Below are 25,778 nucleotides of genomic sequence, written 5' to 3' on the forward strand. Positions count from 1 at the left end.
TATTTTTAAAACCGTTAAACTACGTAATTACCATTAAGGTATATCAAACATAGGTGTAGGTAATGGAACTAGAAGAAGTTTATCGCCGTGATTTAAATTTACTCATTGCACTTCGAGTATTATTAGAAGAAAACAGCGTGAGCCAAGCGGCTGTTCGGCTCAACTTAAGTCAATCAGCGATGAGTCGAGTGTTGGGACGATTACGAGATCTCCTTGGTGATCCGCTCTTTACTCGTCAAGGTCAGCATTTAGTTCCTACACAAAAAGCTTTAGAAATTAATGCGCAAATAAATCAGCCATTAGAGTCTTTACGCCAGTTACTTACCCCTAGCGATTTTACGCCGATGCACTGTGATCAGCATTTCTTAATTGCGACCACTGACTATGCAATGCAAACTATTTTGCCTTATGCGCTTCCTAAAATTTATGAACAAGCGCCGAGCATCTCATTAGAGTTTACCTCACTTAATCATGAGAACTTGTTTAAACAATTGAGTACTGAAAAAGTGGATATGGCAATTTGTCGTCCTATTGGTTCTGTTTCTCCGCTTAAGCAGGATGTGTTAGGGCAGGTTGGGGTGTTATGTCTGTTATCTCAGAACCACCCACTCGCAGGATCAGTATTAACCCTAGATGATTATTTATCACTACCTCACGCCATGATTGCCATCAGTGATGGAGTAAAGGCGTTATTGGATACTGCGTTATTGGGTCAAAGAGAAAGAAGACAGGTACTTAGGGCGTATCATTTAGAAGCGGCGTTGGCCATTGTTGATAAAATGCCATTAGTGATCACGGTACCTGCGGATCTCGCATACTTGGTTGCTGAAAGATATGATCTGGTTATTAAACCATTGCCGTTTGAATTTACGCCGTTTGATTACTCTTTAATTTGGCATTCTCGTTGTGATTCATCACCGGCACAAACTTGGCTTCGACGCGTAGTAAAAGAAGAGTGCGGTAAGTTAATTGAAAAACGAATCGAAGACATTGGGTTTGTATAGCTTATTATTCTTTAGATAAGAAAAAGGCAGCGATTAAGCTGCCTGGTTTACTGATGTTTCATATTAAAACTAAGCTAGGTAGGGCTTAGCCTTAACTCTTTTACTATTATCGATTAAATTTTGATAACAACACGGCCCGTGATTTGACCGTTGGTAATGTCTTCTGCGGCTTGAATTGCGTCATCAAGAGACACTTCTTTCGTTGCTTGCTCAAAGAATGATGCAGGAAGTAATTCAGCTAATTGTTCCCACGCTTTAATGCGTTTCTCACGAGGGCACATAACAGAGTCAACACCTTGTAAACGTACATTACGTAAAATGAATGGCATTACCGTAGTTGGTAAATCAAAACCACCAGCAAGGCCACACATTGCGACTGCACCGTTGTAATCAATTTGTGCTAATACTTTAGCTAATACTTTGCTACCAACAGTATCAATTGCGCCAGCCCATAGTTGTTTTTCTAATGGTTTTGCTGGTTCTTCTAGTTCGCTACGCTCAACAATACGTGATGCGCCTAATGATTTAAGCAGCTCACCATTTGAAGAAGCTCGGCCTGTTACCGCGGCAACTTTATAACCAAGTTGGTTAAGAAGCGTGATTGAGACGCTGCCTACACCACCACTTGCACCTGTTACTAGGATCTCTCCATCTTCTGGCTTAATGCCTGCATCAACAATGGCTTGAACACACAGCATCGCAGTGAAGCCAGCAGTACCAATAGCCATTACTTTTTTAGCATCTAAGCCTTTTGGCATAGGGACTAACCAGTCACCGTTTAGGCTCGCTTTTTCAGCCATTCCGCCCCAGTGACCTTCGCCAACACCCCAACCAGTAAGAACAACTTCATCACCAGCTTGGTAACGAGCGTCATCAGATTGAGATACCACGCCAGCTAAATCAATACCAGGTACCATAGGGAAGTTACGAACAATGCGCCCTTTACCTGTAATAGCTAAGCCATCTTTGTAGTTTAAAGAAGAATAGCTAACATTAATTTTTACGTTACCTTCAGGAAGTTGAGATTCATCGATCTCAGTAACAGCAGCAATTGTATTTCTTTCTTCTTGATTCAAAACGAGTGCTTTAAACATAATAAACTCCAATGAAATTAAATAGAGAATCAAATTCAACATTTGATTGATGGATTAAGTATAGGGGAGGTTTTTTTAGAAAAAAAATGATACTTAAACATGGAAGCTATGCATTTTGTGCATAGATCCTTTAGTAAAAAAAATTTTAAAAAGAGCAAATAAGATCTTTACTTTTTATTGGATCATGCTATTTTGCATCCTTGCTCTGATGTATAGAGTTATTAATACAAGCAATAAGTACAAGTCAAACCCTCAGAAAAATATCTTCGAAAAAGCTATTATCTCCGTGTTTCATTTCACTTTTCCAATTATTAATAATTGAACATTTCAGCAGATCGTTAGCAACGAATAAGCCTAACTGGATCTATTTATAATGTAATATGACCGTGTGCTATCGAAGTTGTGAAAATGCGTTGGCTTTATACCTGATATCGTTATCGGGCTATCTATTGTTCTACTGAAAAATAGATTGATGAGGTAAAGAACGTACAACTTCTCTATGTATAAATTACATAAGATAAATATCTCTTCTCAGGCTAAACAAGCGCATCGTATTGATGCATGTTTATACTAAAGTTAAGAAGGATATCTCATGTCTAAATCAACAGGCAGAAAGCGTTTTTGGTTCCACCAAGCGCGTGATACAAAAATCATCTCTAAAAAATAAGATGATAAAAGCGATACCAAATTAGGTATCAACTCGAAAAAAGTCGCCCAAGAAGGCGACTTTTTTAGTTTTATGCTTATAGATAAATCTCTTAAGGACGTTCAAATATAGTCGCTATACCTTGCCCAAGACCAATACACATTGTTGCGACACCCAATTTCGCGCCAGTACGTTCCATGTTATTGATTAATGTGGTGGCAATACGAGAGCCTGAGCAACCTAATGGGTGACCTAAAGCAATTGCTCCACCATTTAAATTAATCTTCTCTTCCATAACGTCCATCAAACCTAAGTCTTTGATACAAGGTAGCGATTGAGCGGCAAACGCCTCATTCAATTCGAACAAATCAATCTCATCAATCGACAAACCTGCTCGTTTAAGGGCTTTTTGAGTTGCCGGTACAGGTCCGTAACCCATGATGGATGGATCACAGCCAGATACCGCCATTGAACGAACTTTAGCGCGAATGGTTAAACCAAGTTCATTAGCTTTATCTTCATTCATTATTAGCATTGTAGAAGCACCATCAGACAGAGCAGATGAGCTGCCCGCAGTCACGGTTCCATTAGCAGGATCAAATGCAGGGCGAAGTGCGGCTAAACCTTCGAGAGTGGTTTCGGGACGAATTACCTCATCATGTTTAACTAAGGTTAGTGCGCCATTTTCATCATGACCTTCAATTGGCAATATTTCAGAATCAAAATGACCCTCAATCGTCGCTCTATGTGCTTTTTGGTGAGAGGCGAGGGCAAAAGCGTCTTGTTGTTCACGAGTAATGCCGTGCATCTTACCGAGCATTTCTGCCGTTAGTCCCATCATTCCTGAGGCTTTAGCCACACTTTTTGATAAACCTGAATGAAAATCGACACCGTGATTCATTGGTACGTGGCCCATATGCTCAACACCGCCAATAATACAGATATCTGCATCGCCAACCATGATGGCGCGAGAGGCATCATGCAATGCCTGCATAGACGATCCACACAAACGGTTAACCGTGGTTGCGGCGATAGATTTTGGTAAACCTGCTAATAACGAGGCATTTCGTGCAATATTAAAGCCTTGTTCTAACGTTTGCTGAACACAACCCCAGTAGATGTCTTCGATTTGATTCGGATCGACGTTTGGATTTCGCTCTATTAAGCCTTTCATTAAGTGCGCTGATAAATCTTCGGCGCGAGTATGACGAAATACACCATTTTTAGATCGACCCATCGGAGTACGGATACAATCAACAATAACTACATTTTTCATGATAAATCCTTCCTTAGAGTGATACCGATACAGAGGGTGCTTTAGGGGCTGGGTAATAACATTCGCCTGCCGCCGCTTTTTGTTTGATGCTTTCTGGTACTTGGTAAACCGCACCAAGTTGCTCAAACTCTTTTGCCATCTCTAAATAGGTCGGTAATCCAATAGAATCAAGGTAACGGAATACACCGCCTTTAAATGGAGGGAAACCGAGACCGTAAACAAGCGCCATATCCGCCTCGGCAGGTGAAGCGATGATGCCTTCATCCAAACAACGGATCACTTCGTTAATCATAGGTATCATCATACGAGCACTAATTTGCTCTGAGGTATAAGGTTGAGTTGTGTCTGTTACCGTTGCAATGATCGCACTGGTGCCATCATCCACATTTTTCTTCGGTTTACCCTTTTTATCTACCGTATAAGCATAAAAACCGGTGCCATTTTTCTGGCCATAGCGGTCTTCATCAAACATCGCATCAATCACATCGCGACCGTCTTTTGCCATACGTTCTGGGAACCCCTGAGCCATGACGGCTTGTGCATGGTGAGCTGTATCAATACCTACCACATCAAGCAAGTAAGCAGGTCCCATTGGCCAACCAAACTCTTTTTCCATCACTTTATCGATTTGTTGATAATCACCACCATCACGCAGTAATAAGCTAAAGCCTGCAAAGTAGGGGAAAAGAACACGGTTTACAAAGAAGCCTGGGCAGTCATTCACTACTATCGGGGTTTTACCCATTTGAGAAGCGTAAGCAACAACGCGATCAATGGTTTGTTGTGAGGTTTTTTCACCACGGATAACTTCAACAAGAGGCATGCGATGTACCGGGTTGAAGAAGTGCATACCACAGAAATTTTCAGGACGTTTTAATGATTTCGCTAATAATGAAATCGGAATGGTTGAAGTATTCGACGCTAAGATTGCATTCTCGTTAACTTCATTTTCTACTTCTACTAAAACCGCCGCTTTGATTTTTGGATTCTCAACCACTGCTTCAACAATGACGTCTTTGCTCTCAATACCACCATAGTTTAAAGATGGCGTAATGGATGAAAGCACTTGCGCCATTTTTAATCCAGATAAGCGCCCGCGCTCTAATTGTTTATTAAGCAGTTTAGAGGCTTCATTCATTCCTAGATCTAATGATGCTTGAGCAATGTCTTTCATTAAAACAGGTACGCCTTTAGATGCTGATTGATAAGCAATGCCGCCGCCCATGATGCCAGCGCCAAGCACAGCAGCATTCGCGACAGGTTCACTGTTTTTCACTGCTTGTTTGGCTTTGCTTTTCACTAGTTGGTCGTTTAAGAATATACCAACTAACGACTTAGCCACTTCAGTACGGGTTAGTGCAACAAAGTGTTTGTTCTCAACTGCTAGGGCTTCATCACGGCTCATTCCTGCACTTTGTTCAATCGATTTAACCGCAGTTATTGGTGCTGGGTAATGTTTGCCTGCCATTTTCATTATCATGCCTTTAGCGACATTAAACGACATGGTAGATTCTAGAGGCGAGAGTTGTAATGGCGCTTTCTTTTGTTCACGGCGTTGTTGCCAATTGAGTTGGCCATCAATCGCTTGTTTTAGCATAGAGATTGACGCGTCTATCAAGGTTTCACGTGAAACAACCCCATCAACCATTCCAAGTTTTAAGGCCTCTTTTGCTCGTTTAGGTTTACCTGTGGTAATCACTTCCATTGCAGGGTCAGCACCAATCAAACGAGGAAGACGAACTGAGCCTCCCCATCCCGGCATGATACCTAATTGAGTTTCTGGTAACCCGATAGAAGCGGTCTCATCAGCTAAACGGAAATCAGTCGCTAAAACACATTCGCAACCGCCACCAAGTGCAAACCCTGTGATGGCTGTTAAGGTAGGAACCGGAAGGTCTTCTAGCTTATTAAAGATGATATTGGCTTGATGTAGCCATTCACTGAGCTCTTCTGGAGGAGTATCGAACAGGCCAAGAAATTCAGTGATGTCTGCACCAACGATGAAGGCGCTTTTACCTGATGAAAGTAAGAGGCCTTGTAAGTCCTTTTGTTGGTAGAGTGCATCAATGGCTTCACCCAGCGAGTGTAGGGTTGCAAGGTTGAGCTTGTTTACGCTGCCTGTCGCATTAAATACGAGGTGAGCAACGCCAGGTTCGATGTAGTCTACAGAGAGGTTTTCACCTTGATAAATCATTTTCTATCTCCATGAAATGATAACCAGATAAGAGTATTCGTTATTATGATGATCTGGTTTGACCAGTTAATAGTGGTGTTAATTTAAACAGATTTCAAATTAAATTTAACAGTTTGTTTACGTTTGTCTTGGTTGATCACAAATTTACTTTCTTCGACTAGTGAATAAAATCTTGTGAATAAAGAGTAAATTTCATTAGAAGTGATACACTTTAAGGTTCCGTTTTTACTATCAGTGTAATCTATGAACGATCAGCCATATCAAGTGCCAAAAGCGATGGCGGTATTTGAAGAAGAGATTAAAAAAAGTGTTTTTATTACCTACCTTGCGAGAACCTCATCGATTGATGAAGCCAAAGCGTTTGTCGCTGAAATAAAAACAAAACACTCTGATGCTCGGCACAACTGTTGGGGCTTTGTTGCTGGTCGACCCGAAGATTCAATGAAATGGGGCTTTAGTGATGATGGCGAACCTTCAGGTACTGCTGGAAAACCAATTCTTGCTCAATTGAGCGGGAGTGGCATTGGTGAAATTACCGCTGTAGTCACTCGTTATTCTGGTGGGATTAAATTAGGAACAGGCGGATTAGTTAAAGCTTATGGTGGCGGTGTTCAACAAGCATTAAAGCTCATTGAAACAGAAGAGAAACGAATTACAGAGACGCTTGTTTTTCACTGTGATTATAACTTAGTGAGTCTGGTCGAAACCTTGTTACTTCAATTTGAAGGGCAACAAGTAATGGCGGATTATAGTGATAAAGTTATCATGACTGTCGAGTTAGAAAAGCGTGTTATTAATGAATTTAAAACCGCAGTGATTAATAAAAGTGGCGCAAAAATAGAGTTTCCATCGCAAGAATGAAATTCATATAACATCAATTATTTAGGATGAGAATGACGCAAAGCGTCCAATAAATCATGCAGTTTCGTTCAATTATTCGAATCGTGGGTATCTTACTTGCGGTGTTTAGCTTTTTTATGTTGGCTCCAGCCTTCGTCGCATTCATTTATCGTGATGGTGCGGGTGTACCATTTGTTATTACCTTCTTCTTATTATTGGCAGGAGGTGGCGCACTTTGGTTCCCTAACCGTCAACATAAACAAGAATTAAAATCTCGCGATGGTTTTCTCATCGTTGTTCTTTTCTGGATGGTAATCGGCAGCGCAGGGGCATTGCCATTTTTGCTTTCAGGAGATCCTGCTGTATCGGTAACCAATGCCTTTTTTGAATCATTTTCAGGGTTAACGACAACAGGAGCTACGGTTCTTACAGGGTTAGATCACCTGCCAAAAGCGATTTTATTCTATCGCCAATTACTTCAATGGTTTGGTGGTATGGGTATCATCGTATTAGCGGTAGCTATTTTGCCGGTATTAGGTATCGGTGGTATGCAGCTGTATCGAGCGGAAATTCCAGGCCCTGTTAAAGATTCTAAAATGACCCCTCGAATTGCAGAAACAGCAAAGGTACTTTGGTATATCTACCTTACTTTAACTATTGCATGTGCGTTAGCATTTTGGGCTGCTGGAATGGATTGGTTTGATGCCATTTCTCATAGTTTTGCTACTATAGCGATTGGTGGGTTTTCTACACATGATGCCAGTATGGGGTACTTTAATAGTCCACTGATAAATGGCATAACGGTGGTGTTTTTACTTATCTCTGCGTGTAATTTCTCATTGCATTTCGCCGCGTTTGCTTCTGGTGGCGTACACCCTAAGTACTATTGGAAAGATCCCGAATTTCGAGCGTTTATCTTTATTCAAATATTGTTGTTTCTTATCACCTTCTTGTTATTACTTAAACACAGTACGTATGACTCGATAGGAATGGCGGTTGACCAAGCTTTGTTTCAAACGGTATCAATATCAACAACCGCAGGTTTTACCACAACTAGCTTTGCTGAGTGGCCTCTGTTTTTGCCTGTGTTGTTGCTGTTCTCATCATTTATTGGTGGTTGTGCAGGGTCAACGGGTGGTGGTATGAAAGTAATTCGTATTTTATTGCTGTCACTGCAAGGGATGCGTGAACTAAAACGTCTCATTCACCCAAGGGCTATTTTTACTATTAAGATTGGCAGTAAAGCCTTACCACAACGAGTGGTTGATGCCGTATGGGGCTTCTTTTCTGCCTATGCATTGGTATTTGTCATTTGTATGCTGGCACTTATCGCAACAGGACTTGATGAGTTAACAGCGTTTTCTGCGGTGGCAGCGACATTAAATAACTTAGGTCCGGGCTTAGGTGAAGTGGCGGTGCATTTTGGAGAAGTGAATGATGCTGCAAAATGGATATTGATTGTTTCAATGTTATTTGGTCGTTTGGAAGTGTTTACTTTGCTTATTTTATTTACGCCGACGTTTTGGCGCAGTTAGTTTTAGATTACAAAAATTAAAGGGTTTATTGTGGAAAGAGTATTACTTCTTCACTCAAGTCGTGAAGGTCAAACGATTAAGATATTGGATTATATTGCGACTAAGTTAGGAAGTGATGTTCAATGTGAGTTAGTCGATTTGCATCAACCATTAACGGTATCACTTGCCGATTATGATCGTATCGTGATTGGCGCTTCTATTCGCTATGGCCATTTGAATAAAAAGTTATATCAATTTATCGCTAAGCACCAAGTAGCATTAGAGAAAGCGAAGGCTGCTTTTTTTATTGTTAATTTGACGGCTCGTAAAGAAGGAAAAGATACGCCAGAAACGAGTGTGTATTTTAAAAAATTCTTATTGAAGTCACCTTGGGTTCCTGCTTTGCAAGATACCTTTGCGGGTGCCTTGTTCTATCCTCGCTATAACTTTTTTGATCGATTCATGATTCAATTGATCATGAGAATGACTGGTGGAGAGACAGATCCAACTAAAGAAGTTGAATATACCAACTGGCAACGAGTGGATCAGTTTGTTGATAAGATAAAACTCGGTTAAATTCTATTCGTTTTTAGTAAAATAGTGCGATAGAAGTAGAAATTTTAGTTTAGATTCATGTTTTTAGCGTGGAAAGTGTAGATTTTATTATAGAAGTCATTACAATAGCACGCACAACAGGGGTGTAGCTCCAACTGGCAGAGCAGCGGATTCCAAATCCGCGTGTTGGGAGTTCGAATCTCTCCACCCCTGCCATATTTAGAGAAGGCTCATATCGAAAGATATGAGCCTTTTTGCTATTTGTAGTTTGAGAAAAGAGCCGCGGATTCCCCCCACCATAAGAACGCGCGTGTTGGGAGTTCGAATTACTCTAGCTTTGTCATATTTAGAGAAGGCTTGTATCGAATGAGATGAGCCTTTTTGCTATCTGCGGTTTGAGAAAAGAGCCACGGATTCCCCAACCATAAGAACGGCGCGTGTTGGGAGTTTGAATCTCTCTACCTCTGCCATATTTAAGACCTCAGCAGAAATGCTGGGGTTTTTTCGTTTCTAGAGCATAGAAAAGAGCAGCGGATTCCCCCGCCATAAGAACACGCGTGTTAGGAGTTTGAATCTTTCACTTCTGCCATATTTAGAAAAGGCTCATATCGAAAGGTATGAGCCTTTTTGCTGTCTGGGGCTTGGAAAAAGTCATAGTAAGAGTGATGGAACTAGCTTATTGATAATAATAACTATTTTTCTAATTCCTTGCAATTTCGCTCAGTTTGTGAACAAATGGAAAAATCGTAAACTGAGTATAATTGCAAGGATGTATGATGAAACATTATTGGTTGGCGTTTATTGCTTTTTTGTTTATATCAGGATGTGCAACTACACCAGTTACAGAATTAAAATCTGATCCTCGTTGGGTCAGCGGTCAGCTTGATAATGGGTTCCGTTATCATATTTATCCTGACCGAGAGAAAGAGGTCTCTATTCGTTTTATAGTTCATGCTGGCTCATTCCAAGAGACAGAAAATCAAAAAGGATACGCTCACTTTGTCGAGCATATGGCTTTTAATGGTAGTGAACATTTTTCTCAAAATGATGTAATTTCTTTGTTTGAAAATGCAGGTTTACGTTTTGGGGCAGACATTAACGCCTACACCTCTTATGAAGAAACCGTTTATAAATTAGATCTTCCAAATAATAGTGAGATTAATAACGCATTTACCTGGATAAGGGATATTGCTGATGGAATTGAACTTTCTTCTACTGAAGTCGAAAAAGAGAAAGAGGTAATTCTTGGCGAGTTTCGTCATTCAAGATTAGAAGATAAACCTATCTCTGCTCAGTTTTATGAATATGTAATTGAGGGGACGATTTATGAAAGTAATGATCCTATTGGAAATAAAGAGTCGGTTTTATCCACCTCTTCAGCACGGTTGTCTGAATTTTATAATCAATGGTATCAACCTCAATTAGCTGAAATTATTATTAGTGGTGATATTACTTTAGAAAATGCAATAAAACTTATCACAGAACATTTTGAGAGCTGGAAGAAAGGAACTTCGACAGTTAGCTTAAAACCGTTAGAGGCTTTAAACCAAAATAACTTTATAGGAAAAGTAGCAAGTGGTGAGGCACCAAGCATTGCTATAGTCATTGATCGTGGTGATTTTCGAACCAATACAAGAGAAGAACAACATCAGTTATGGCTAGATGAAATTGCTCATTCAATTATTCAGCAAAGATTAGGTGGGGTATACCTTGACGCAGCAATGCCAGTTCAATGGATTTACTCGACGGATTACTATGCGTCTGATCAGCGTTATTTCATCTCTTCAGTTTCGTTTCCTGCTAATTATAGAACCCAAAGCCAACAGCTATTTTTAGAAACGCTAGCTTCGCTACGAGATCATGGCGTGTCATATAGTGAGTTAGATAATTTACTCCAACCTTACCATCATCAGCTTGATAATCTTGATGCCAACCGAGAAAAATTGACGCCTTATGACCATGTTGAAAACAGAGTTAACGGCATTGTGAGTCAGCAAATAAGTCAATCAAGTTTAGATTACAAAGCAAGTTTGAAGACATTTTTAGCAGCGACAGATTTGAAAGCAATTAATGATCATATTGATGAATTACTGTCATCTTCGTATCAATTTGCTATTGGTATTGATTCGGTTGAGTCGATGGCTCAAATAGAATCAAGTATCCCTGAACTAAAATCAATATATGCAAAATCAGGAAATGAACCACTGATTAATAATGTGAGTGCTGCTTTTCCTGTTCCAATGACGAGTGGCACGATTCTGTCTGAAACTCAATTATCTGATGAACTCGATTTAACGCGTTGGACACTAGGTAATGGAGTAAATGTCCTTTATTTGAGAAAACTCGATGCTGGTGATGAAGTGGTGTTTTCACTAGCAAGTAAAGGGGGGATTGCAGCGTTGTCTTCTGAATTGATACCGGCTGCTAATATAGCGGTTCCTACTGTTACTCGTACTGGTATAGGTAAATTTACTGGATCTCAATTAGATTCCCACTTAAGAAATAGAGGGATAGAACTTTATCCTTTTATAAACTTTACACATCATGGTATTGAGGGAATAACAGATAAAGAAGGACTAGCAGAGACGTTTGCAGTGCTGGCTACGATCATGTCTGAAATTAATGTAGATGAAGAGCAATTAAAAGCAGTAAAACAGGAGTTTGAGCAAAACAGAAGTGCGTATATATCAACCTCGCTTGGGCAATTTACTAAAGCAATTAATAGGAATACCTTTCCTTCAACCAGTCGTCATCAATTGCTCGATGGTGATGGTGTAAACACGGTGACTAGTGATCAAATTAAACGTGTGCATCATTTACTATTTCAGCAGAACCGCAATTATCAGTTAGTGGTTGTGGCTAATTTAAAACCGTCCGAGTTAAAACCGTTACTTCGTCAATATATAGCAAGCATGAAACTGAGTTCTGCGGATAAAACCGATTACGCCTTAACGTATAAGTCTGATCCTGTTCTAAGTATGACGATGGCGGTAAATACTGAGCAGAACAGTCATTATTTAGCTCAATTTATATCAGAGCAGAGCATCGAAAATAAATCAGCTAAATCCATTTTTATGGAAGATATGTTGCAACGAATCATATCTAAGAGGGTGACGCATTATGTTCGTGAAGAATTAAGTTTGGACTATGCACCCTATGCCGTAATGGTTAATGTAGACAGTGAATTTAAGCCTCATTGGCTTATTGGGGCACAAGTTGCCCCTAAGAATGCAGAGCTTATTGAATCTGCTGTTAACAAGGTGATAGAAGAGCTATTGAAAGGAGTCACTGATAGTGAGGTTAACGCTGCTGCTAAACAGTTGGTAGTAGATTTAGAATCATTAAAAGATAATTCAGTACAGCAAGCATGGTTCTTAAATCGTTACACGATACACAGCTATGGAATTGAAGCGTTATTTGATATTCCAAAAACAGCGAATTCAGTTAATGCCGAGGACATAAATAGATTAATTAAATCTTCATTCGGTAAAAATAGTCGCCAGGTTAAATATTTAGCTACGCCAATCTGATTTTTTTGTGATCTACATCTTGTTTTTTGGGGCGTAGATAGTAAAATCGCTGCTTAATTAATCATCTAGGGTTTTGTTTAAATGGGTTACGATTTAGGTTCTGTTTATCTTGGTCAAATGGCTGCAAAAAAAATGCTTAACGAAGAAATGTATGGCAAACAGCAACCAAGAACAAAGAAAACAGCAGTAACAAAAAAACTTTGGAAAGGATTCGAAAACGTTAATACAAAAATGGTAAACATGGTGAGTGGTTACACTCCGGTATTAACTTGGTAAATGATTTACTGAATAGTTTTGAAAAGGCATACCTAAGTTGGTGTGCCTTTTTTATTTGCCATTTATAAATGATAGGAGTAGCATTTGTTTTGTTGATTGATTCCAATGTCAGTCACGGGTGATGGATTTCCACCTTTAACCGCTCTAATTTAGAGATAATGATTCCTACTGTAGCGTTATCCTGATCAGCTGCTTCTGATCGTATTGGGATAGATCCGTCTATAGTAGAGCTGTTTGTTATTTCTCTTCTCTTCTAAGATAGTCTATCCTTTTGATTAACCATTATTAAAAGATAGAAACTCATGGCACATCCTCTAAATCGTAATCTTCAAAATTTTTATCAAATGTTCCGTTGGTCGCTACTCGTTATCCCTGTTGCGTTACTAGTTGGTTCATTTAATGCCTTTTTTCTTTGGTTATTAAGTGAAGCGACCCAAGCTCGTATTGCCAATCCTTGGCTAATTTATCTTCTGCCGTTGGCTGGTTTAGTGATTGTATACAGTTACCGTAACTGGGGGAGAAACTCAGCGGGAGGTAATAACTTGATCATGGATGAGATAAATCAAGCTGGTGAGGGAATACCGGTAAGGATGGGACCGTTGGTGCTGTTTACTACGGTTATTACGCATTTATTTGGTGGTTCTGCTGGTCGTGAAGGGACTGCGGTTCAGATTGGTGGTGCAACAACAGATTTGTTATCCAGAGTCTTTAAACTATCAGAAGATGATAGACGAATGATGCTGACTGCTGGTGTGGCTGCTGGTTTCGCCTCTATCTTTGGTACGCCTTTTACTGGTGCTATCTTTGCACTTGAAGTGTTGTTTATTGGTCGTATTAAATTCAATGCAATCATTCCTGCTTTGTTGGCCGCAATTTTAGCGAATGTCGTCGCCTCTGCGTGGGGGGCTCACCATACTCATTACTTAATTAGTTTTGATCAAGTCAGTACTTTATTTGGCCATACGGTTGACATCGACTTGGTGTTAATGGCGAAGGTGATTGTCGCTGCGATTGCGTTTGGTTTGGCTGGCTATCTGTTTGGTGAATTAACTCACGGCTTTAAAGATGTATTTAATGCCACGCTTAAAAACCCATATTTAATCGTAGTTGTTGGTGGCTTAATGGTTATTGCCATTACGCAGTTAATTGGTAATTACGATTACATTGGTATTGGTGTTTATCCAAGTCGTGATGGTGGTGTGAGTATTACTTCGGCATTCAGTGCTGGTGGATCTGAGTGGTATAGCTGGATTTTAAAACTACTCTTAACGGCCATCACATTAGCTGCTGGTTATAAAGGTGGTGAGGTAACACCTCTGTTCTTTGTTGGTGCGACCTTAGGTAATTTCCTTGCTTGGGTGATGGGTGCTCCTGTTGATCTGTTTGCGGCGTTAGGATTCTTAGCGGTATTTGCAGCTGCCACTAATACACCGTTGGCTTGTACTATTATGGGGGTTGAGTTGTTTGGTGCTGATTACCTACCTTATTTCGCATTAGCGTGTTACACGGCTTATTACTTTAGTGGTCATACTGGTATTTATTCTTCACAACGCGTTGCTGTGTCTAAAACATTAGAGCATGGACGTGATCATGATGGCTCTAATAAAATTGGGTCATATCGTGAATATAATTCTTCATGGCTAAAGCATTTAGCAAAAAAACTAACTAAGAAAGATAAATAGTTTCACGTGAAACATGTTGGTTTATTTAGATTAGAACCTAATGTGTTTCTCCACAAAAAAGAACACTGTATTTGTTGGTGTAAGAACTGCTTATGACAAAGGTAGTTTTTTGCTGCGAAGCACATAAGGTTCAATATGTTTTGTGGAGAGGATTAGAACCTAATGTGCTTCTCCACAAAAAAGAACATTGTATTTGCTGGTGTAAGAACTGCGGATGACAAAGGTGGTTTTTTGCTGCGAAGCACACAAGGTTCAATATGTAATGATGATGCGTTTAGAACCTAATGTGCTTCTCCACAAAAAAGAACATTGTATTTGTTGGTGTATTAACTGTGGATGACAAAGGGAGTTTTTTGTTGCGAAGCACACAAGGTTTAATATGGATTGTCGATATGTAAAACTCTATATGCGCTCACTCACAAACTCAGCCAATCACGTGATAACTTTTTTCTCTTCCATTTCATTTCTTGCATACTTTCTTTATACTCCGAACACGTTCAGATTTTGATTCAAAGATCTGAAAGAAACTTGTCGGAGTGCTTAGTGCTTTTTAAAGTACGAGCTGAGACCGCATTGCGGGATCCGTAGAACCTGATCAGGCTAATACCTGCGAAGGGAACAAGAGATAATTTTTATCTTAGTATGTTAGCCACTAATCGAATTATTTAATGATAAACCGCAGCTGAATTTTAGCTTTAGTTTATTTGTTTAATTCATCGCATATAAATACGCAGGCTTACTCTCGTTGTATCTCATACTAAGAACCTCTTTCTACAACTCAAATCCGACAAGCAATTATTCTATTTTTATCAAGGAATTTTGCTATGTCGTCAAGTCGTAAACAAGCACGTTTAGATGCTAAAACCAATATTGAATCGTTGTCGGTTCAACCATACCCAAATTCAAGTAAAGTCTATATTGAAGGGTCTCGCCCAGATATCCGCGTTCCTATGCGAGAAATTTCATTAGCTGACAGTCTAGTTGGTGGTAGCAAAGAATTTCCCATTTTTGAACCAAATGAACCTATCCAAGTTTATGACACATCAGGTGTGTATACCGATCCAAACTACGATATCGATGTATACAAAGGATTACCTAAGTTGCGTCAAGAATGGATAGAAGAGCGTTGTGATACTGAGGTTTTGGGAGGCGTTAGCTCGGTTTATTCGCAAGAGCGTTTAGCGGATGAAACTCTTGATGAACTTCGTTATGGAAACCTCCCAACAATTCGCCGTGCTAAACAAGGCCAGTGTGTTACCCAACTGCACTATGCTCGTCAGGGAATTATTACTCCTGAAATGGAATACATTGCGATTCGTGAAAACATGGGTCGTCAAAAATTCACTGATGAGCAGTTAAATCATCAACACCCCGGACACAGTTTTGGAGCTAATTTACCAAAAGAAATAACCCCTGAATTTGTACGTAAAGAAGTCGCTGAAGGCCGCGCCATTATCCCATCGAATATTAACCACCCAGAAGCAGAACCAATGATCATTGGTCGTAACTTCTTAATTAAAGTGAACGCCAATATTGGTAACTCATCGGTGAGTTCCTCAATAGAAGAAGAAGTAGAGAAGCTAGTTTGGTCAACGCGTTGGGGCGGTGATACCGTAATGGATTTATCTACGGGCCGAAATATTCATGAAACCCGTGAGTGGATTCTACGTAATAGCCCTGTCCCAATTGGCACGGTTCCAATGTACCAAGCGCTAGAAAAAGTAAACGGTGTAGCCGAAAATCTTAACTGGGAAGTGATGCGAGATACCTTAATTGAGCAGGCAGAACAGGGTGTCGATTACTTTACCATTCACGCAGGTTTACTGCTTCGTTATGTACCAATGACAGCAAAACGCGTTACCGGGATTGTTTCGCGCGGTGGCTCCATCATTGCGAAGTGGTGTTTGGCTCATCACCAAGAAAGTTTCCTGTATACCCATTTCCGTGAGATCTGTGAAATCTGTGCTAAATACGATGTCGCCTTATCCTTGGGTGATGGATTGCGTCCGGGCTCTATTGCTGATGCTAATGACGAAGCGCAATTTGCTGAATTACGTACTTTAGGTGAGTTAACCAAAGTCGCGTGGGATTACGATGTTCAAGTTATTATCGAAGGTCCCGGCCATGTTCCTATGCACATGATTAAAGAGAACATGGACGAGCAACTTAAACATTGTCATGAAGCGCCATTCTATACATTAGGTCCATTAACGACAGATATTGCACCTGGTTATGATCACATTACTTCAGGTATTGGTGCAGCCATGATTGGTTGGTATGGTTGTGCCATGTTGTGTTACGTGACACCAAAAGAACATTTAGGCTTACCAAATAAAGACGATGTTAAAACGGGATTAATAACTTATAAGTTAGCTGCTCATGCCGGTGACTTAGCCAAAGGGCACCCTGGTGCACAAATTCGTGATAACGCATTATCAAAAGCTCGTTTTGAATTCCGCTGGGAAGACCAGTTTAATCTATCACTAGATCCTATTACTGCACGTGAATATCACGATGAAACCTTACCGCAAGAGTCGGGCAAAGTCGCTCATTTCTGTTCAATGTGTGGGCCTAAATTCTGTTCAATGAAAATCTCACAAGAGGTTCGTGAGTACGCTAAAGATATCGGTCAAGTCGCATTAGACCAAGCGATTGAGATCAAAATGATTGATGATCCTCTAGAGGGAATGCGTCAGAAATCAGAAGAGTTTAAAGCGTCAGGTTCTGAACTTTATCATCCAGCGGTAGAAGCTGAATAACGAGATAGTAAGGGGTGTTTCACGTGGAACATCTCTTATCTTTTGTGTACGGAATTGAAGTGAGACTGCGATGTTTGCGTTCCCTAGAATTGATAAAAGTAAGTTTGGCCTGTATCCCGTGGTTGATGATGTGTCATGGATTGAGGTGTTATTAAAACTTGATGTAAAGACAATCCAACTGAGAATTAAGAACCCAGATCAAGCAGATTTAGAGCAACAGATTATAAAGGCGATTAGGCTTGGTCGAGAATACGATGCTCAAGTGTTCATCAATGACAATTGGAAGTTAGCCATAAAGCACAAAGCATTTGGTATTCACCTTGGACAAGAAGATATAGAGGTTGCTGACTTACAGGCGATTTCTGATGCCAATATTTGTCTTGGATTATCCACACACGATGATAGAGAGTTACTAAAAGTAAAAGCATTAAATCCAAGCTATTTAGCGCTGGGTCATATTTTCCCGACACCAACGAAAGATATGCCATCACAACCTCAAGGCCTAATTAATCTTGCTAAGAATCAATTATTAGCTGGAGCCACACCGACCGTTGCGATTGGCGGTATTGATTTATCCGTAGCTGAAGATGTTTGGCAAACCGGTGTAGACAGTATTGCTGTGGTTCGCGCTATAACTCAAGCTGAAGATATTCACCAAGCGATATATCAATTTAACGCCATTATTGCGAAACCAAGAAAAGTAAACCAACAGGAGGTTATTCATGAGTAATCTGCTGATGGAAGGATTAAGTGACCAAGATTTTCTGCGTTATAGCCGTCAAATTATGTTGCCGGACATTGGTGAAAAAGGGCAAGTCACATTAAGAAATAGTACGGTTCTGATAGTCGGTTGTGGCGGACTAGGCTCTTCAGTTGGAATGTATTTATCCGCTTCTGGTATCGGTACATTAATTATTGCCGATGGAGACAAGGTTGAGTTAAGTAACTTACAGCGCCAAGTGGTCTATCGCGATAACAACCTAAACCAAAATAAAGCGATGGCAATGGCGCAGCAACTTAAAGGGCTGAACGGTATCACTCATATTGAAGTGATCAGTCACAAGTTAACAGAGCCAGAATTATCTCGCTTTATTAACCAAGTGGATGTGGTTTTGGATTGTTCTGATAATTTGCCGACACGACATGAAATTAACGCGGCGTGTGTGAAGCATAAGGTTCCTCTTATTTCAGGTGCAGCAATTGGTTGGCAAGGGCAGTTAATGCTGTTTTCAAATCACGTTACGGAAAATAACACCTCTTGCTATCACTGCTTATTTCCTTTTGCCGAAAGCCACCAAACACAAAACTGTCAGTCGTTCGGAATTGTAGGTCCGGTAGTTGGCATGATAGGAAACCTACAGGCATTAGAAACCATTAAATATCTTACACAACCGAGTTACATGAAGTGGGACTCAATTCATCAGTTTGATGGACGAACCTTATCTTGGTCATCATTAACTATTCCAAAAGATAATCAATGTTCAGTTTGTTCTTCAGAACATATGAATGATGTTTCACGTGAAACATACTCAACGGGAGAGGCTTGTCATGAGTGATTTAATTTCAATAGAGCTTAATGGTGTGACTTACCGAGTTGAAGCATCTCATACTATGGCTTCATTTTTAGAACACCATGGCATTAATACACAAGGGTGTGCTATCGCGATCAGTAATCAGATAATTCCGAGATCGGAATGGCAAAAACGTGGGTTATCGCAGGGTGAATCCATCTCTTTATTTCAAGCTATCGCAGGGGGCTAACATGAGTGACTTATTAACCATCGGAGATAAGACGTTTAGTTCGCGTTTATTTACAGGGACAGGAAAATTTCCTAATTCAGAGATCATGCAAAAAGCACTCATCGAATCTGGTTCTGAATTATCAACCATGGCGTTAAAGCGTGTTGAGGTGAATAACCCAGCAGACAATATTTTAAAACCCATAGTAGATGCTGGAATTCACTTATTACCCAATACGTCTGGTGCTAAAAATGCTCGTGAGGCAATCTTTGCTGCACAACTGGCGCGTGAAGCATTGGGAACAAACTGGCTAAAATTAGAAATTCATCCAGACCCTAAGTACTTAATGCCAGACCCAATTGAAACACTAAAAGCAGCAGAAGAGCTAGTGAGGCAAGGGTTTGTTGTCTTGCCTTATTGTCATGCTGATCCGGTGTTGTGCAAGCGATTAGAAGAAGTAGGTTGCGCTGCGGTAATGCCACTAGGTGCGCCGATTGGTTCAAATAAAGGCATTGTCAGTCGCGATTTTTTAGAGATTATTATTGACCAATCACGAGTGCCTGTTGTGGTTGATGCTGGCATTGGTGCGCCATCACATGCGGCTTTTGCGATGGAACTTGGTGCTGATGCTGTTCTTGTGAACACGGCGATTGCAGCTGCAAGAAATCCAATCGCAATGGCGACCGCCTTTAAGTTAGCTGTGCAATCTGGTCGATTAGCTTACGAGAATGGCTTAGCGCCCGTAAATACCCAAGCGGTTGCTTCTAGTCCATTAACGGCATTTCTTGATTAAGGTGAATGAAATGACATTTACTGATGAATGGAAAAAGTTAAATTGGGATGAGGTTAAACTCTCCATCTATAGCAAAACTCATCATGATGTTGAAAGGGCGTTGAATAAACCCAAGCGGGATTTAGAAGACTTTAAAGCATTAGTTTCTCCAGCAGCAGAAAGATACCTTGAACAAATGGCTCAAGAATCTGCCCGTTTAACTCGTCAGCGATTTGGTCACACGATTGGTTTTTATATTCCTTTGTACCTTTCTAATCTATGTGCCAACGCATGTACTTATTGTGGTTTTTCAATGGAGAATCGAATTAAGAGAAAGACACTTAATCAAGATGAAATAGCACAAGAAATGGCAGCAATTAAAACGATGAACTTTGATAGTGTGCTTTTGGTTACAGGAGAGCACGAAACTAAAGTTGGAATGAATTATTTTCGTCAAACACTACCACAGATAAAGCAGTCGTTTAATTACCTTGCGATGGAAGTTCAGCCTCTTGAACAAGAAGAGTATGCAGAATTAAAAACCTTAGGGTTGGATGCGGTGATGGTGTATCAAGAAACGTATCATCCATCGACGTATGCAGAGCATCATCTTCGTGGTAATAAAATGGACTTTAAATATCGCTTAGAAACACCAGATAGATTAGCAAAAGCGGGCATCGATAAAATAGGTATTGGGGCACTTATTGGTTTAGAAGAGTGGCGAACGGATTGTTTTTTTGTGGCGGCGCATTTGGACTACTTAGAGCGTCGATATTGGCAAACGCGTTATTCTATTTCTTTTCCAAGATTGCGGCCATGTGAAGGTGCACTGCAACCTAAATCGATCATGAGTGATAAGCAGTTAGTTCAGTTGATTTGTGCTTACCGGCTGCTAAACCCTGAAGTTGAGTTATCACTGTCTACTCGAGAGTCGGCACACTTTAGAGATAATGTGTTGCCTTTGGGGATAACGTCAATATCAGCAGCATCGAAAACTCAACCTGGTGGGTACGCTAATGATGAGCAAGAGCTTGAACAATTTTCTATTAGTGATGAACGATCTGCTGAGTCTGTTTCTTTAGCAGTACAAGCAAGGGGGTTTGAACCAGTTTGGAAAGATTGGGATAGAAGCTATTCAAGTTGATGTTTCACGTGAAACATTAAGGGATAAATGATTGTTTTGTCCCTTAATAGATTTTTAAATAAAAATGCCACGTTTGCTCTTCTATACATTTGATCTTCTATACAATAGATACGTGGCATTTTCTTTATTGTGTTTTAATCGATTAGTTTTCGTAGCTTAATTCAGCGGTCGCTTGTTTAAGCCATTCTTTAACTTCACCATCGACAAGAGGACTAACATCATCCCACACTTTCTGGTGATAGTTATTCAACCACGCTAACTCTGGGCGATTGAGTATATCAACATTGATTAAACGCTTATCGATAGGGCAACGAGTTAAAGACTCAAAACCAAGAACCGAGAAATCACCTTGAGTTTCGATTTCAACGACCAGCTCTAAATTCTCAATACGAATACCAAACTCATCTGCACGATAATAACCAGGCTCATTAGATAACACCATTCCTGGGATAAGAGCGGTGTTGTTGACTACTTTAGCAATACGTTGAGGCCCTTCGTGAACACTTAGGAAGTGACCAACACCGTGACCAGTGCCGTGATCGTAATCGTAGCCTTGAGCCCATAAATGCTGGCGAGCAAGGATATCTAGTTGATGACCGCAAGTTCCTTTAGGGAAGCGAGCAGAAGCCAAACCAATGTGGCCTTTTAACACCAAAGTAAATTGCTGCTTGATGTCATCACTTGGTGTACCTACTGGCAAGGTACGAGTAATGTCTGTTGTGCCATCTGGGTACTGACCGCCTGAATCAACAAGGTATAAGCTGTTCATTTGTAGCTTACCTGGTTCAGGTTGGTTTTCATGATTGTAGTGACACATTGCAGCATTGCCGGCTGCTGCTGAAATGGTGTCAAAACTTAAATCAGCTAAGGTTGCATCTTCCTCTCGGAAGCATTGAAGTTTATCAGCAAGTACCGCTTCGTCATGTAAATTGCCCGCTTCGATCTCAGCGTCAAACCAAGTTAAAAATTTCACCATCGCAACGCCATCACGAATATGACACGCTTTCATGCCAGCCTTTTCTGTTTCGTTTTTAGCGGCTTTTGGTAGTAAACATGGATCTGACGCCTCAATGATTTCTGCATCCGCATCAGATAATACTAATGACATCCATGCGTTTGAGGTTGCTGAATCAACTAACACTTTTTTACCAGTAAGTGATTGTAGAATCGATTGAAGTGCTTCTGGTTTGTGAACACGAACACCGTTACCTACATGAGCGTCAAACTCTGCTGGAAGGCGGCTCGGATCTAAGAAGAAATCCACGGTTTCATCTGCGTGAATAATCGCATGAGAAAGTAATACTGGAAGACGAGATACGTCTAAACCACGCACGTTCAGTAACCAACAAATTGAATCTAATTGCGTTAATAGTGCAGCATTTGCATTTTTCTTTGTTACTTCTTTAGCTATTTCTTGACGTTTATCGGCGCTTGATTGGCCTACTAGAGATAATTCCATTAAACGAACATCAGAGACTTTAACCTCAGGGCGGTCATTCCAAATTAAATCAATTGGATTTTCGCTGACCGTTTCGAGAGTGATAAAACCTTCAACGGTTTTTGTTGCACTCTTAAGCCATAGTGTTGTGTGCATGCGAGGATCAATAGCCACTTTAGCATTCGTAGCTAACGTATCTTTAATCCACTCTAATAGCGGCTCTTCATGAAGGTGACGATATTCAAACACTTCTGCAGGTACTTGTTTACGAACTTGAACCGTGTAACGGCCATCAACAAAAATAGCAGCTTTATCTTTGGTGATAACCGCAGCACCAGCTGAGCCAGTAAACCCTGTTGCCCACAATAGACGTTCGTTATGCTCAGGAATGTACTCACCTAAAAATTCATCTTCATGTGGAATGATAAGGGCGTCGAAATCTTGTTGAGCAAGCCAAGAGCGAAGTTGCTCTATGCGTTGAGAAGTTTGAGGATGCATCTGGGTTGTCCTTATTATTGTTCTGTCCGTATCGTTCCGAGGCAGAAGCATAGTTATATGATTGAGCTATAACCTAGCGCTTTTATTGCGTATCTGCAATTGTTGATGCTGATAAATCTTTACAGTGGCTGATTATGATATTGCGTAGCCAACAATTGGCAGCATCATTGTCTTTTTGTTGGTGCCAAAAGAGCGTGTAGGCCATTTGGGGCAGCTCTGTTGGTAGAGGTAATACAACCAAATTGAGTTGCTTGGCGATAAGTTTAATAAAATGACTGGGCGCGGTGAACACTAAGTCGGTATGGGTGCATAAACTGGCTGCGCTATTAAAGTCAGGGACGATAATACCAATGCTTCGTTCAAGCCCTTTATCGGCAAGTTTGTAATCAAGCAGCCATTGATCTTTACCATCACAACGCACTTGAACGTGACGTTGTTGAAGATAAGTATCTAATGTCCATTCTTGAGTGAGTACCGGATGGTCTTGGCGAACCAAGCACATTTGACTGTCTCGATAAATCTCTTGGCCTCGAATATCAGCAGGCATTTGCATCGTGATGTTTGCGTATTTTGGATCGAGATCTTTCCCGGTAATACCAATGTCCATTTCGCCTGATTGCAGTTTCTTTAGAGTATTGGTATCCCAGGCGTGGGTATCTAGCATGACATTCGGCGCTTCATTTAAAATGTAAGACATGAAGTGTGGTAAAAGCAATGGATAGGTACTCTCCACTAAACCGACACGAAAACGATAATGACTGCGCTGAGGCTCAAAGGTGGCGGATTCTGTGATGCTTTCTAAATGACTTAATAAGGTTTGCAGTTGTAGCTTAAGATTACGAGCTTTTGCTGTGGGTAATAGACCATAAGCGGTACGAGTAAATAGGGGATCGTTAAATTGTTCCCGCAGTTTAGCTAGGTTTTTACTGACCGCTGACTGGCTTAAACAAAGACGCTGCGCTGCACGTGTAACGCTTTTTTCTTCCAACAATAGATGAAGTGTAAGCAATAAATTGAGGTCGACTTTACTCAGTTTTTCAAAAAACATAGAGATATTCCAAAATAGAATGTTAGATCTGAATATAAACCATTTCTGTTCATATCTCTAATTACGTACACTCCACGGACTATTTTAGGAGTTACACATGCACACGCCAGTTTCAGCATTACCAATACAACAATCAGATAAAAAAATTATTACGTTAATGGTTATTTTGGTTTTATTTAGCCCATTAGCTATCGATATATACCTTCCTGCTTTACCTACAATGGTAAGTGAATTTCAAGTAGCGCCAACGTTAGGCCAAGATACGATTACTTGGTTTATGTTTAGTATGGGCCTTGGTCAGTTGTTCGCAGGTCCGCTTGCTGACCGTTATGGGCGTCGTCCAATTGCTTTAACGGGTATTGTCATTTATGGCTTGAGTGCGGCTCTTGCGTATTCAGCTCAAGAGATGGAAATGCTATTAGTTGCTCGATTGCTGCAAGGTTTTGGTGCGTGTGCGACGTCAGTTGCGGCTTTTGCTTCGGTTCGTGATTCGTTTGGAGCAGAAAAAAGTGGCCGAATGATCAGTTACCTTAACGGAGCTATCTGTTTTATACCGGCATTAGCCCCTATTTTGGGCAGTTACTTAACCATTCATTTTGGTTGGCGTTCAAACTTCAGTTTTATGGCTGGTTTTGCACTAGTCGCTCTTGCGTTGATAGCGATTAATTACAAAGAAACAAAACCGAAAGATACAGTACAAACAGGGCGATTAATCAGCCCATCTCGCTACTGGTCGGTACTACAGCATCCAACATTTTTATTCCACGCAACCTTATGTATGTTAGCGATGGGAGTTATCTTAGCTTACGTAACTTCTGCACCGGTTTTCCTGATTGATAAGTTAGGACTAACAATGCAAGAGTTTACTAATTGGTTTGCAGTAAATGCGGTATTAAATATCGCGGCGTGTTTTGCTGCACCTAAATTTATGATCAGATTCGGAACTCGAAAAGCACTTCTTTTTGGCTTGAGTGTGCTCATCGCTGCAGGTGGGTTGATGCTAGGGTTCCAACATATTCAGCAAGCTTGGGCGTTTATGATCCCGATTTTCTTCTCGTCAGTAGGCTTCGCATGGGTACTGGGTTCGGCGGCAGGTAAAGCATTAGCACCTTTTGGTGATAGAGCGGGCACTGCTGCTGCATTATTAGGGTTATTCCAAATGAGTGGTGCAGGCGTCATTGTTGGCACAATGCAAAGATTAGCACTCCCTTCTGCGCAACTTCTAGCGCTAATGATGTGGCTTCTTATCCCAGGCTTGCTGATTCTATTGAGTAAAAAAGGAAAAGTATGGCATTCAGAGAAAATCGTGGAATAATTTTATTTGTGTAATCGCCATTAATCGCATAATTTGTACATAAATAAAGCATTTTTGACTTTTAATATATTCAGTTAGTTTTCGTTTCGGTGTATATTCAGCACTTATATTATTATTGATTGATTATAAAAACAGGGCAAAACACGCAATGTCGATGTCTATTATTGAAATGGCTCGTGTTCTAGAGCAAATGGAAGAGTCGCCAGAGAAACTTATGTTTGGTCGACTTCTTTCAGAACTTGGTAATCAAAGCCAAGAACGAGTACGAAGTGCGGCACGACAAGTGTCTGTACCAACATTGCGTGATCTTATTTACCAATTCCAAGTGGTAATTGAAGAGCGCAAAGGCGAAACAACAAAAAAATTAGCCGAAGAAATGGCCAAAGAAGGCGTCTCTTTAGAAGATTTTCAAGCTTATTTAGCAAGCAAATAATGTGTGCTGACTAAATAAGT

The 25,778-nt window shown here is 40.5% G+C and carries 20 protein-coding genes, 1 tRNA gene, 1 pseudogene and 2 riboswitches; of the genes and pseudogenes, 17 read left to right on the plus strand and 5 right to left on the minus strand.

Annotated elements, in window-relative coordinates; translation table 11 throughout:
* Window positions 1-62 precede the first annotated feature (62 nt).
* The gene (locus PVK71_RS05830) at window positions 63-1,004 is read left to right on the plus strand and encodes a LysR family transcriptional regulator (RefSeq protein ID WP_130045778.1); all 942 of its coding nucleotides are present in this window, start codon (window positions 63-65) and stop codon (window positions 1,002-1,004) included.
* Window positions 1,005-1,117: 113 nt separating this feature from the next.
* Here PVK71_RS05830 and acuI read toward each other — a convergent pair whose 3' ends face one another.
* The 3 genes from acuI to fadB form a co-directional block, all read right to left on the minus strand.
* Window positions 1,118-2,098: an acrylyl-CoA reductase (NADPH) gene (gene acuI, locus PVK71_RS05835; RefSeq protein ID WP_274420092.1), complete on the minus strand. Its 981-nt coding sequence runs from the start codon at window positions 2,096-2,098 to the stop codon at window positions 1,118-1,120.
* A 758-nt stretch (window positions 2,099-2,856) separates the two neighbouring features.
* Window positions 2,857-4,020: an acetyl-CoA C-acyltransferase FadA gene (fadA, locus tag PVK71_RS05840; RefSeq protein ID WP_274420089.1), complete on the minus strand. Its 1,164-nt coding sequence runs from the start codon at window positions 4,018-4,020 to the stop codon at window positions 2,857-2,859.
* Window positions 4,021-4,033: 13 nt separating this feature from the next.
* Window positions 4,034-6,214, minus strand: coding sequence for a fatty acid oxidation complex subunit alpha FadB (gene fadB / locus PVK71_RS05845; RefSeq protein WP_274420087.1), 2,181 nt, complete (start codon window positions 6,212-6,214; stop codon window positions 4,034-4,036).
* A gap of 243 nt (window positions 6,215-6,457) precedes the next feature.
* Here fadB and PVK71_RS05850 point away from each other — a divergent pair, with 243 nt between their 5' ends.
* The 14 genes and pseudogenes from PVK71_RS05850 (at window position 6,458) to thiH (ending at window position 21,026) form a co-directional block, all read left to right on the plus strand.
* Window positions 6,458-7,075, plus strand: a complete 618-nt coding sequence (locus PVK71_RS05850) for a YigZ family protein (protein WP_274420084.1) — start codon at window positions 6,458-6,460, stop codon at window positions 7,073-7,075.
* Between the two features lie 56 nt (window positions 7,076-7,131).
* Window positions 7,132-8,589 (plus strand): TrkH family potassium uptake protein, encoded by a 1,458-nt coding sequence (locus tag PVK71_RS05855; RefSeq protein WP_130045783.1) that lies wholly within the window; start codon window positions 7,132-7,134, stop codon window positions 8,587-8,589.
* 30 nt (window positions 8,590-8,619) lie between these two features.
* Window positions 8,620-9,144, plus strand: coding sequence for a menaquinone-dependent protoporphyrinogen IX dehydrogenase (gene hemG / locus PVK71_RS05860; RefSeq protein WP_274420082.1), 525 nt, complete (start codon window positions 8,620-8,622; stop codon window positions 9,142-9,144).
* A 118-nt stretch (window positions 9,145-9,262) separates the two neighbouring features.
* A tRNA-Trp gene (locus PVK71_RS05865) sits at window positions 9,263-9,339 on the plus strand.
* Window positions 9,340-9,899: 560 nt separating this feature from the next.
* On the plus strand, window positions 9,900-12,653 hold the full coding sequence (locus PVK71_RS05870) for a M16 family metallopeptidase (RefSeq protein ID WP_274418970.1): 2,754 nt from the start codon (window positions 9,900-9,902) through the stop codon (window positions 12,651-12,653).
* An 81-nt stretch (window positions 12,654-12,734) separates the two neighbouring features.
* On the plus strand, window positions 12,735-12,929 hold the full coding sequence (locus tag PVK71_RS05875) for a hypothetical protein (protein WP_274418971.1): 195 nt from the start codon (window positions 12,735-12,737) through the stop codon (window positions 12,927-12,929).
* Window positions 12,930-13,037: 108 nt separating this feature from the next.
* Window positions 13,038-13,104: riboswitch (Fluoride riboswitch) on the plus strand.
* A 127-nt stretch (window positions 13,105-13,231) separates the two neighbouring features.
* Window positions 13,232-14,611: a voltage-gated chloride channel family protein gene (locus PVK71_RS05880; RefSeq protein WP_274418972.1), complete on the plus strand. Its 1,380-nt coding sequence runs from the start codon at window positions 13,232-13,234 to the stop codon at window positions 14,609-14,611.
* Window positions 14,612-14,773: 162 nt separating this feature from the next.
* Complete coding sequence (locus PVK71_RS05885; RefSeq protein WP_274421772.1) at window positions 14,774-14,896, plus strand: hypothetical protein; 123 nt, start codon at window positions 14,774-14,776, stop codon at window positions 14,894-14,896.
* Between the two features lie 237 nt (window positions 14,897-15,133).
* Window positions 15,134-15,246, plus strand: a riboswitch (TPP riboswitch).
* Window positions 15,247-15,435: 189 nt separating this feature from the next.
* Window positions 15,436-17,370 carry a phosphomethylpyrimidine synthase ThiC gene (gene thiC, locus PVK71_RS05890; protein WP_274418973.1) on the plus strand — a complete coding sequence of 645 codons (1,935 nt, stop codon included), beginning with the start codon at window positions 15,436-15,438 and terminating at the stop codon, window positions 17,368-17,370.
* 67 nt (window positions 17,371-17,437) lie between these two features.
* Window positions 17,438-18,100, plus strand: a pseudogene (gene thiE, locus PVK71_RS05895) (thiamine phosphate synthase); the annotation flags it as partial.
* Entirely contained in the window at window positions 18,093-18,926 is an 834-nt protein-coding gene (locus PVK71_RS05900) for a HesA/MoeB/ThiF family protein (protein ID WP_274418976.1), read from the plus strand. The pseudogene thiE and the gene PVK71_RS05900, both read left to right, overlap by 8 nt.
* Window positions 18,919-19,131 carry a sulfur carrier protein ThiS gene (gene thiS / locus PVK71_RS05905; protein ID WP_130087466.1) on the plus strand — a complete coding sequence of 71 codons (213 nt, stop codon included), beginning with the start codon at window positions 18,919-18,921 and terminating at the stop codon, window positions 19,129-19,131. The genes PVK71_RS05900 and thiS overlap by 8 nt, the downstream gene beginning before the upstream one ends.
* 1 nt (window position 19,132) lies before the next feature.
* Window positions 19,133-19,903: a thiazole synthase gene (locus tag PVK71_RS05910; RefSeq protein WP_274418977.1), complete on the plus strand. Its 771-nt coding sequence runs from the start codon at window positions 19,133-19,135 to the stop codon at window positions 19,901-19,903.
* Between the two features lie 10 nt (window positions 19,904-19,913).
* On the plus strand, window positions 19,914-21,026 hold the full coding sequence (gene thiH / locus PVK71_RS05915) for a 2-iminoacetate synthase ThiH (protein ID WP_274418978.1): 1,113 nt from the start codon (window positions 19,914-19,916) through the stop codon (window positions 21,024-21,026).
* A gap of 142 nt (window positions 21,027-21,168) precedes the next feature.
* Here thiH and PVK71_RS05920 read toward each other — a convergent pair whose 3' ends face one another.
* Both PVK71_RS05920 and PVK71_RS05925 read right to left on the minus strand, forming a co-directional pair.
* The gene (locus PVK71_RS05920; protein WP_274418979.1) at window positions 21,169-22,962 is read right to left on the minus strand and encodes an aminopeptidase P family protein; all 1,794 of its coding nucleotides are present in this window, start codon (window positions 22,960-22,962) and stop codon (window positions 21,169-21,171) included.
* Window positions 22,963-23,044: 82 nt separating this feature from the next.
* On the minus strand, window positions 23,045-24,010 hold the full coding sequence (locus PVK71_RS05925) for a LysR family transcriptional regulator (protein WP_274418980.1): 966 nt from the start codon (window positions 24,008-24,010) through the stop codon (window positions 23,045-23,047).
* 97 nt (window positions 24,011-24,107) lie between these two features.
* On the opposite strand from PVK71_RS05925, the gene PVK71_RS05930 reads away from it, so the two are divergent.
* Complete coding sequence (locus PVK71_RS05930) at window positions 24,108-25,325, plus strand: multidrug effflux MFS transporter (RefSeq protein ID WP_274418981.1); 1,218 nt, start codon at window positions 24,108-24,110, stop codon at window positions 25,323-25,325.
* 148 nt (window positions 25,326-25,473) lie between these two features.
* A complete protein-coding gene (gene tsrA, locus PVK71_RS05935) occupies window positions 25,474-25,758 on the plus strand; it encodes an H-NS-like global regulator TsrA (RefSeq protein ID WP_130045796.1) in 285 nt (94 codons plus the stop codon).
* Window positions 25,759-25,778 lie beyond the last annotated feature (20 nt).

Source organism: Aliivibrio sp. S4MY1 (genome assembly GCF_028765545.1).
GTDB lineage: Bacteria > Pseudomonadota > Gammaproteobacteria > Enterobacterales > Vibrionaceae > Aliivibrio.

What these genes read in the sequence shown, in the direction of transcription:
- PVK71_RS05830 (WP_130045778.1), top strand. Translation starts at nt 63, where the DNA reads ATGGAACTAGAAGAAGTTTATCGCCGTGATTTAAATTTACTCATTGCA.
- acuI (WP_274420092.1), bottom strand. Translation starts at nt 2,098, where the DNA reads ATGTTTAAAGCACTCGTTTTGAATCAAGAAGAAAGAAATACAATTGCT.
- fadA (WP_274420089.1), bottom strand. Translation starts at nt 4,020, where the DNA reads ATGAAAAATGTAGTTATTGTTGATTGTATCCGTACTCCGATGGGTCGA.
- fadB (WP_274420087.1), bottom strand. Translation starts at nt 6,214, where the DNA reads ATGATTTATCAAGGTGAAAACCTCTCTGTAGACTACATCGAACCTGGC.
- PVK71_RS05850 (WP_274420084.1), top strand. Translation starts at nt 6,458, where the DNA reads ATGAACGATCAGCCATATCAAGTGCCAAAAGCGATGGCGGTATTTGAA.
- PVK71_RS05855 (WP_130045783.1), top strand. Translation starts at nt 7,132, where the DNA reads ATGCAGTTTCGTTCAATTATTCGAATCGTGGGTATCTTACTTGCGGTG.
- PVK71_RS05870 (WP_274418970.1), top strand. Translation starts at nt 9,900, where the DNA reads ATGAAACATTATTGGTTGGCGTTTATTGCTTTTTTGTTTATATCAGGA.
- PVK71_RS05875 (WP_274418971.1), top strand. Translation starts at nt 12,735, where the DNA reads ATGGGTTACGATTTAGGTTCTGTTTATCTTGGTCAAATGGCTGCAAAA.
- PVK71_RS05880 (WP_274418972.1), top strand. Translation starts at nt 13,232, where the DNA reads ATGGCACATCCTCTAAATCGTAATCTTCAAAATTTTTATCAAATGTTC.
- PVK71_RS05885 (WP_274421772.1), top strand. Translation starts at nt 14,774, where the DNA reads ATGTGCTTCTCCACAAAAAAGAACATTGTATTTGCTGGTGTAAGAACT.
- thiC (WP_274418973.1), top strand. Translation starts at nt 15,436, where the DNA reads ATGTCGTCAAGTCGTAAACAAGCACGTTTAGATGCTAAAACCAATATT.
- PVK71_RS05900 (WP_274418976.1), top strand. Translation starts at nt 18,093, where the DNA reads ATGAGTAATCTGCTGATGGAAGGATTAAGTGACCAAGATTTTCTGCGT.
- thiS (WP_130087466.1), top strand. Translation starts at nt 18,919, where the DNA reads ATGAGTGATTTAATTTCAATAGAGCTTAATGGTGTGACTTACCGAGTT.
- PVK71_RS05910 (WP_274418977.1), top strand. Translation starts at nt 19,133, where the DNA reads ATGAGTGACTTATTAACCATCGGAGATAAGACGTTTAGTTCGCGTTTA.
- thiH (WP_274418978.1), top strand. Translation starts at nt 19,914, where the DNA reads ATGACATTTACTGATGAATGGAAAAAGTTAAATTGGGATGAGGTTAAA.
- PVK71_RS05920 (WP_274418979.1), bottom strand. Translation starts at nt 22,962, where the DNA reads ATGCATCCTCAAACTTCTCAACGCATAGAGCAACTTCGCTCTTGGCTT.
- PVK71_RS05925 (WP_274418980.1), bottom strand. Translation starts at nt 24,010, where the DNA reads ATGTTTTTTGAAAAACTGAGTAAAGTCGACCTCAATTTATTGCTTACA.
- PVK71_RS05930 (WP_274418981.1), top strand. Translation starts at nt 24,108, where the DNA reads ATGCACACGCCAGTTTCAGCATTACCAATACAACAATCAGATAAAAAA.
- tsrA (WP_130045796.1), top strand. Translation starts at nt 25,474, where the DNA reads ATGTCGATGTCTATTATTGAAATGGCTCGTGTTCTAGAGCAAATGGAA.